The sequence below is a fragment of the Mesorhizobium sp. M7A.F.Ca.US.002.01.1.1 genome, assembly GCF_004022955.1.
Taxonomy (GTDB): domain Bacteria; phylum Pseudomonadota; class Alphaproteobacteria; order Rhizobiales; family Rhizobiaceae; genus Mesorhizobium; species Mesorhizobium ciceri.
In genome coordinates, this window is the sequence record NZ_RZQE01001001.1 from 1 (window position 1) to 718 (window position 718).

At 58.8% G+C, this 718-nt stretch carries 1 protein-coding gene; it reads right to left on the bottom strand.

Features of this window, described 5'->3' with window-relative positions:
- The coding region (hpt, locus tag EN932_RS37370) for a hypoxanthine phosphoribosyltransferase (protein ID WP_128369585.1) at nucleotides 1-492 on the bottom strand (492 nt) is incomplete at its 3' end.
- Nucleotides 493-718 lie beyond the last annotated feature (226 nt).

Here is a 718-nt window from a genome sequence, read left to right on the forward strand (position 1 = left end):
GGCTACATCCATGCCGTAGCCGACGACGAAATAGTCGGGGCAGTCGAAGCCGACATAATCGGCATTGAGTTCGGTCTGGCGGCGCATGCGCTTGTCGAGCAGCACGGCGATCGAACAGCTCTTGGCGCCCCGCGACAGCATCAGCTCCCGGGTGAAGCTCAGCGTCTTGCCCGATTCGAGAATGTCGTCGATCAGCAGCACGTCGCGGCCAGCGACCTCATTGTCGATGTCGCGCAGCACCCTCACCTCGCCGCTGCTGGTGCCGGCGCCATAGCTGGAGATGAAGATGAATTCGACCTCCGGCGACAGGCCGACATCGTGCATGGCGCGGATGAGATCTGCGGCGAAGATGAACGACCCCTTCAGCACCGAGATCACCAGGAGGTCATGGTAGTCGTGTCCGGCAATCTCCTTGGCGAGTTCGAGATTGCGCCGCGCGATCGCCGATGCAGAAAACAGGACTTCGATGTTCTTGCCGCGTACAATTGGCATTTTTCGCCCCGCTGATTTTCTTGCCTAAACGCGTTCACGCCCAGCATGTGTTGAGATTCAGGTCAGGCTGAGTCGAAAACGGTGGTTTCCGAGAACCGGAGCGGAGCGTACTGAAGTACGTGAGCACCGGAAGCGCACGAAACCGCCGTTTGCGGCCAGTCTCACCTGAATATCAGCACACGCTATTCGGCGAAGGTGACCGATACAGTTCTTACACCGTTTCTAG